This window comes from Clostridium disporicum (assembly GCF_001405015.1).
Lineage (GTDB): Bacteria > Bacillota > Clostridia > Clostridiales > Clostridiaceae > Clostridium > Clostridium disporicum_B.
The window spans coordinates 22,203-28,699 of record NZ_CYZX01000029.1 but is presented as its reverse complement, the minus strand read 5'-3'; the positions used below and the strand labels follow the sequence as shown (position 1 = coordinate 28,699).

Annotated in this window: 5 protein-coding genes; all 5 read right to left on the bottom strand. The window is 28.1% G+C overall.

Features of this window, described 5'->3' with window-relative positions:
• Positions 1-135 precede the first annotated feature (135 nt).
• Positions 136-1,005 carry a UTP--glucose-1-phosphate uridylyltransferase GalU gene (gene galU / locus ARA56_RS15185; protein WP_055268210.1) on the bottom strand — a complete coding sequence of 290 codons (870 nt, stop codon included), beginning with the start codon at positions 1,003-1,005 and terminating at the stop codon, positions 136-138.
• A gap of 19 nt (positions 1,006-1,024) precedes the next feature.
• The gene (gene glmU, locus ARA56_RS15180; protein ID WP_055268208.1) at positions 1,025-2,395 is read right to left on the bottom strand and encodes a bifunctional UDP-N-acetylglucosamine diphosphorylase/glucosamine-1-phosphate N-acetyltransferase GlmU; all 1,371 of its coding nucleotides are present in this window, start codon (positions 2,393-2,395) and stop codon (positions 1,025-1,027) included.
• Between the two features lie 236 nt (positions 2,396-2,631).
• On the bottom strand, positions 2,632-3,972 hold the full coding sequence (gene glmM, locus ARA56_RS15175) for a phosphoglucosamine mutase (RefSeq protein WP_055268206.1): 1,341 nt from the start codon (positions 3,970-3,972) through the stop codon (positions 2,632-2,634).
• 484 nt (positions 3,973-4,456) lie between these two features.
• Positions 4,457-4,585 carry a hypothetical protein gene (locus ARA56_RS17060; protein ID WP_278336526.1) on the bottom strand — a complete coding sequence of 43 codons (129 nt, stop codon included), beginning with the start codon at positions 4,583-4,585 and terminating at the stop codon, positions 4,457-4,459.
• A gap of 349 nt (positions 4,586-4,934) precedes the next feature.
• The gene (locus tag ARA56_RS15170) at positions 4,935-6,494 is read right to left on the bottom strand and encodes a lipopolysaccharide biosynthesis protein (RefSeq protein WP_055268204.1); all 1,560 of its coding nucleotides are present in this window, start codon (positions 6,492-6,494) and stop codon (positions 4,935-4,937) included.
• Positions 6,495-6,497: the final 3 nt, after the last annotated feature.

The following is a 6,497-nucleotide window of genomic DNA, read 5'->3' as shown; positions in this document are numbered from 1 at the left end:
TTATAACCTCCTATTTGTCGTGTCAAAAAACTTGTTCATTTAGAAATAATTTCATATAAATATATGAATAAAAAATAAAAAGACCGTCTACTGAAATGATTTTAAAAATCATTTCAGAGACAGCCCCTTTTTTAGTTAAACTATAGTTTTTAAATACTCAATAAATCCATCTTTTAATTCAGGTTTTCTTAAAGCATACTCAACTGTTGCTTGTAAGAATCCTAATTTATCTCCGACATCATATCTTCTTCCTTCAAAGTCATAAGCATACATGGCTTCTTCCTTTATTAACTGAAGTAATGCATCTGTAAGCTGGATTTCTCCACCCTTACCTGGAGCTGTGTTTTCTAATATTTCAAATATCTTCGGAGTTATTATGTATCTTCCTAATATAGCTACATTTGATGGAGCTTCTTCCATTGAAGGTTTTTCTACTAGATCTTTAACCTTATATACTCTGTCTTCAATATGAATTCCACCAACAATTCCATACTTATTAACATCTTTCTTAGCTACAGTTTGTACACCTAATACAGATGTCTTATACTCTCCATAACAATCAATAAGTTGCTTTAAACAAGGCTTCTCTTCATTATAAACAACATCATCTCCAAGAAGAACAGCAAAAGGTTCATCCCCTACGAAAGTCTTAGCACAATGAATAGCATGTCCTAATCCTCTTGGCTCCTTTTGTCTTATGAAATGGATGTTTACCATATCAGATATTTCCCTAACCATTTCAAGCATCTCTTGCTTACCTGATTTTTCAAGCTCCATTTCAAGCTCTACAGATCTATCAAAGTGATCCTCAATGCTCTTCTTATTTCTTCCTGTTATAATAAGAATCTCTTCAATTCCTGAAGCAACACATTCTTCTATTATGTACTGTAAAGTAGGCTTATCAACTATAGGAAGCATTTCCTTAGGTTGAGCTTTTGTTGCAGGTAAAAATCTAGTACCAAGACCTGCTGCTGGTATTATTGCTTTTCTGATTTTATTTTCCATACATTTACCTCAATTTATATTACTTCTTTAATAATCCTCTTTTATCTACCCATCCTGGTATGTTTCTTTGCTTAGCTCTTGCTACTGCAAGTTCACCACTCTTAACATCATCTGTTATAGTAGACCCTGCTGCAATATATGTGTTATCTTCAACTGTTACTGGTGAAATTAAATTAGTATTACATCCTATAAAGCTATTATTTCCTATAATAGTTTTATTTTTATTCTTACCATCATAATTTACAGTAACTGTTCCACAACCAAAATTACAGTTTTCTCCTACTTCAGCATCACCAACATATGTTAAATGAGACACCTTAGTATTATTTCCAATTACAAATTTCTTTATTTCAACGAAATCTCCAATTCTTACATGGTTACCTATAACTGAATCTGGACGGATATATGCAAATGGTCCTACTGTTGTATTAGAACCAACTTTACTATCTAAAATTACTGAAGATTGAATCTCAACTTCATCTTCTATAGTACTATTGTTTATTCTTGAATTTGGGTATAAAGTACATCTTTCGCCTATAACTGTATTACCCTCAAGTACATTACCTGGATATACTATAGTATCTTTTCCTCTAACAACATCTGCTCCGATGTATGTATTGTTAGGATCTATTAAAGTTACTCCATTATCCATGTGCTTAGCATTTATTCTTTTTCTAAGTATAGCTTCAACTTGAGCTAACTGTGCTCTCGAATTAACTCCTAATGTTTCTTCAAAGTCTATAACCACAGCTCCAACTTTTTCACCTTGTGATTTAAGTATTCCTATAACATCTGTTAAGTAATGTTCACCTTGTGAATTATTATTAGATAACTTATCTAATGATTCTATTAGTTTTTCTATATCGAAGCAATATACACCTGCGTTCATTTCAGTAACTTTTAATTCTTCTTCGTTACAATCTTTGTGCTCAACTATTTTTAAAACTTCATTACCTTCTCTTATGATTCTTCCATATCCTGTAGCATCATCTAAGATTGAAGTTAAAAGAGTTGCTGTATTGTTATTTGAATTATGCTCATCAAATAGTCTAGATACAATTTCTTCTGTTATTAATGGAGCATCTCCACAGAATATAGCAACTGTTCCCTTCTTTCCTTTTAAGAAATCTATTGCACACTTAACCGCATGACCTGTTCCTAATTGTTCTTCTTGAAAAGAATAACTTACTTTTCTTGATGAAGTTTTTTCTTTAACCAATTCTGAACCTTTACCTATTATTACTTTAATATCAGTAATATCAGCTTTTCTTAAAGTATCTATAACGTGATTTACCATCTCTTTACCACAAGCTTTATGTAAAACTTTAGGTAAATCTGATTTTATTCTAGTACCTTGCCCAGCTGCAAGTATTAAAGCACTTTTATACATAAAACACCCCACAAAATAATTCATTTATATTTTCTGTTTAATTAGTTATACGCTAATTTTAGATATAATAGATAATAAAACTATTAATATCCCACCTATTAACACTAAAAGTAAATTACATTTGTTCATATACCTTCCCATACCTCTTAATTTACTATTTTATATAAAGCTATCTTATTATATGTAATAAGATAGCTTGTATACTAAAAACTTATAAATACTATTGATAATATTATCTACTTAGTTAATATTAAGTTAACTAGGTCATTAGCCATCTTATCAATTTCTTCTTGATTTTCACCTTCAAGCATAACTCTTATTAAAGGTTCTGTTCCTGATGGTCTTATTAATACTCTTCCTTTTCCATCTAACTTAGCTTCGATTTCCTTAATAGAATTTATTATTTCTTCATCTTCTAAATAGATGTTTTTCTTATCATTAGTAACTCTAGCGTTAACTAATACTTGAGGAAGTTCTTTCATTATTCCAGCTAATTCACTTAAAGTCTTACCTGTTTGCTTCTTAATAGCAGCAACTTGTAATGCTGTTAATAAACCATCTCCAGTTGTATTATGTTCTAAGAATATTATATGTCCTGACTGTTCTCCTCCTAAAACATATCCATTCTTAAGCATTTCTTCTAATACATATCTATCTCCAACTTTAGTCTTTACTGTCTTTATCTTTTCTTCTTTACAAGCTATATCTAACCCTAAGTTACTCATTACAGTTACCACTAAAGTATCGTCCTTTAACTTACCTTCATCTTTTAAATGTTTAGCACATAAAGTTAGGATATAGTCCCCGTGTATTAACTTTCCATTTTCATCTACAGCCATACATCTATCTGCATCACCATCAAAAGCAAATCCTAAATCACATTTCTTTCTTACTACGTAATCCATTAATTCTTCTGGATGTGTTGATCCACAAGCATCATTTATATTTTCTCCATCTGGATTATCGTTAATTACTCTAACTACTGCTCCAAGTTCTCTAAATGCTTTAACTGCAGCTTCATAAGCAGCTCCATTAGCACAGTCAAGACCTACTCTAACTCCTTTTAAATCTCCAGGAATAGTAGATTTAACAAAATCTATATATTCATCTAACGCTCTAGGTTCTGTGCTGCATCTTCCTATTGCTCCACCTATTGGTGATGGAACATCAGCAAAGTTGCTTTCTATAACTCTTTGTATTTCATCTTCTATACTATCATCAAGTTTATATCCTCTATTATCAAAGAACTTAATACCATTATCTTGTACCGGATTATGAGATGCTGATATCATTACTCCTGCATCTGCATTGTACTTTCTTGTTAAATAAGCTACTGCTGGTGTTGGTACAACGCCAAGTAATACAGCTTCAGCTCCTACAGAAAGTATACCTGCAACTAATGCTGCTTCTAACATATCTCCAGATATTCTTGTATCTTTTGCAACAAGAATCTTTGGTTTATGTGTTCCTTCTGTTAAAACATAAGCTCCTGCTCTTCCTAGACTATAAGCTATATCTGCAGTTAGTTCCGTATTTGCTACACCTCTTACTCCATCGGTTCCGAACATTCTACTCATTTAAATATCCCTCTTTCCTATTTTAATTTATAAGGAGTGTAAACTTAATACACTCCTTATAGTAATTATCTATTTAAATAATAAGTAAAACTATCTATTAATTCTTCTTTTCTTAAATTATATTCTACTGTCTCTTGTAAAGAACATAGTTTATCTCCAACGCTATATCCTCTACCTTAAATATCTTATCAAATACATAACTTCATCTATAAGCTTAGGTAATGCATATGTAAGTTTGATTTGTCCATATGTACCTAACTTTGTATTTTATAAAATTTCAAATATTTTTGAAGTTATTTTGTATCTTTCTAATATAGCTACATTAGGTGATGTTTCTTCTACTTAATATTTTTCAACTGAGCCCTTAACTTTGCATACTCTATCTTCAATATTTAAACCATATAGAATATCCTATTCTCTTAGTATTTTTATGTTACTAAACTTACCATATAATACATTTTTTATAATTTCAATATCTGTAAATCTATAAACACGGACTTATACATTCTTTTTTTTCTAATATTATAATAATTTCCTTTAGCTCAACATTTATTGTAAGTAAAAATCTAGCACAAAGAACTTCAGTCGGTATTATTATTTTTCCTATTCTCACACTTTTCTCAAATATATAAATAATAGTATATTGCATATAAATATACATAAATAGTAAAATAGGTGATTTTCTTACTATAATACACCCTTGTTTCAGTTACAAATCTGTTAAATTATAATCTAACGCGTTATTTATCTTTCTTCAATCAAAAAAACTTCCTTATTCATGCTAATATGCTTATTAAAAATATACAAATAAAATCAATACAATATTCATCTATAAAAACTATATTAGTATTATAATGATGATATTTCATTTAAATATATATATGCGCTAGCAAATGTCCTATGAAATAAAATACCTAAGAATAACAATTAATAACTTTTTAATTATTTTCTATTATATCTAACTAAACTTTTATTGCTATTTTTTCTTTTTTTACAAATTTCTTCAATAATTTATTTACTATATTACTACAAACACTTTTAAAATAAATGAAGTTTTCTGTCTTCGAAAAAATTGCATATAGTAATAAATTAGGTACTATTAAACTAATAATTATATTAGTACAAAGTTCAATATAATTATTTTTAATATTTACAGTGACAGATATTAAATATGTAAATGTACCAATAATTGTAAATAGTATAATATATCCTAAAGTTTCTTTTATATAATCTATATAACTTCTAGAAAATAATTTTTTATATACAAACTTAGGATAACTATAACACCATAATACTAACCCGCTCACTATTGTTCCCAGAAACACCCCTGATAAACCTAGTAGCTTTAAAAATATTATTGAAAAAACTATATTCACAATAGATTCTATAAAAGGTATGAACTTATCTTCTTGCCAAATACCAGCAGAATCTTTAAATGTGCTATAGACACTTCTCATCATCTTTTGAAAATAGTTGAAACAAAGTGTTGCAAGAACTCCAATACTCAATAAATACTTTTCTCCTATCCATATACTAATAAAAGACTGCGTAATTACAAATAAGGAAGTTGCTGAAAAGGTAGCTAGCCAAAAATTAATGAATCTTATTTTTCTAAAAATATCAAATGATTTTTCCTTACTTTCAGTTATTAACATATTTCCAACACTAGCCGTTAGTGAATCTCTAAATTGATTAAATAATGAGTTAACTGCGTTTATAATAATACTATAATTTGTATATAATCCTACAGTCGTTACGCCAAAAAAATATGAAATAATTATATTGTCTGTTCCAAATATTACAGAACTTCCAACCTTATGAAAAAATAAAGCCCTTACTTTTTGAAAAACATCATTTCTAATGTTTTTTGGCAAACTCTTAACTTCCTTTTCAAGTAAAAACGGATATATTTTATTAGCAATTAAAGTAATAATTATATTCTCTAATAATTGGCAAATTATTTTTATAAATAAATATACATAGTAGTTTTTCCAGAAATATAACATCAATAGCTGCAAACAATTCACTATTACTATGTAAAACATATGTACTATGTTTATTATATAATTTTTTTGATTTGCATATATTAAACTTCTTTTATATGCAACAATATAAGATGTTATTGTACTAATTAAAAACATAATATATATTAAGGTAATATTTATATCTATTGTTATTTCATCAACTAATTTATCTAAAAATGGTATTATTAAAATACCAATAAAAAGAATTAAAATAGCAATAATATTATATATATTTTTATAAAATTTCATTAATGACTTTATTTCTTCAGTATTCTCTTCCTTAATTGGTCTATATAGATTATACACAATTGCATTCCCTATTCCTAATTCAAAAATACTAAGCATTGTTAGAATATTAGTAAATAAACCATTTAGCCCCATATATTCTGCTCCTAGTATTTTTATAAATGCGCCTTGAGCTATAAATCCAATTATCATAGCTAGTAAACTTGATATTGATCCTGTAATTGAATTCCTAATTGAATTATTTATTCTCATAAT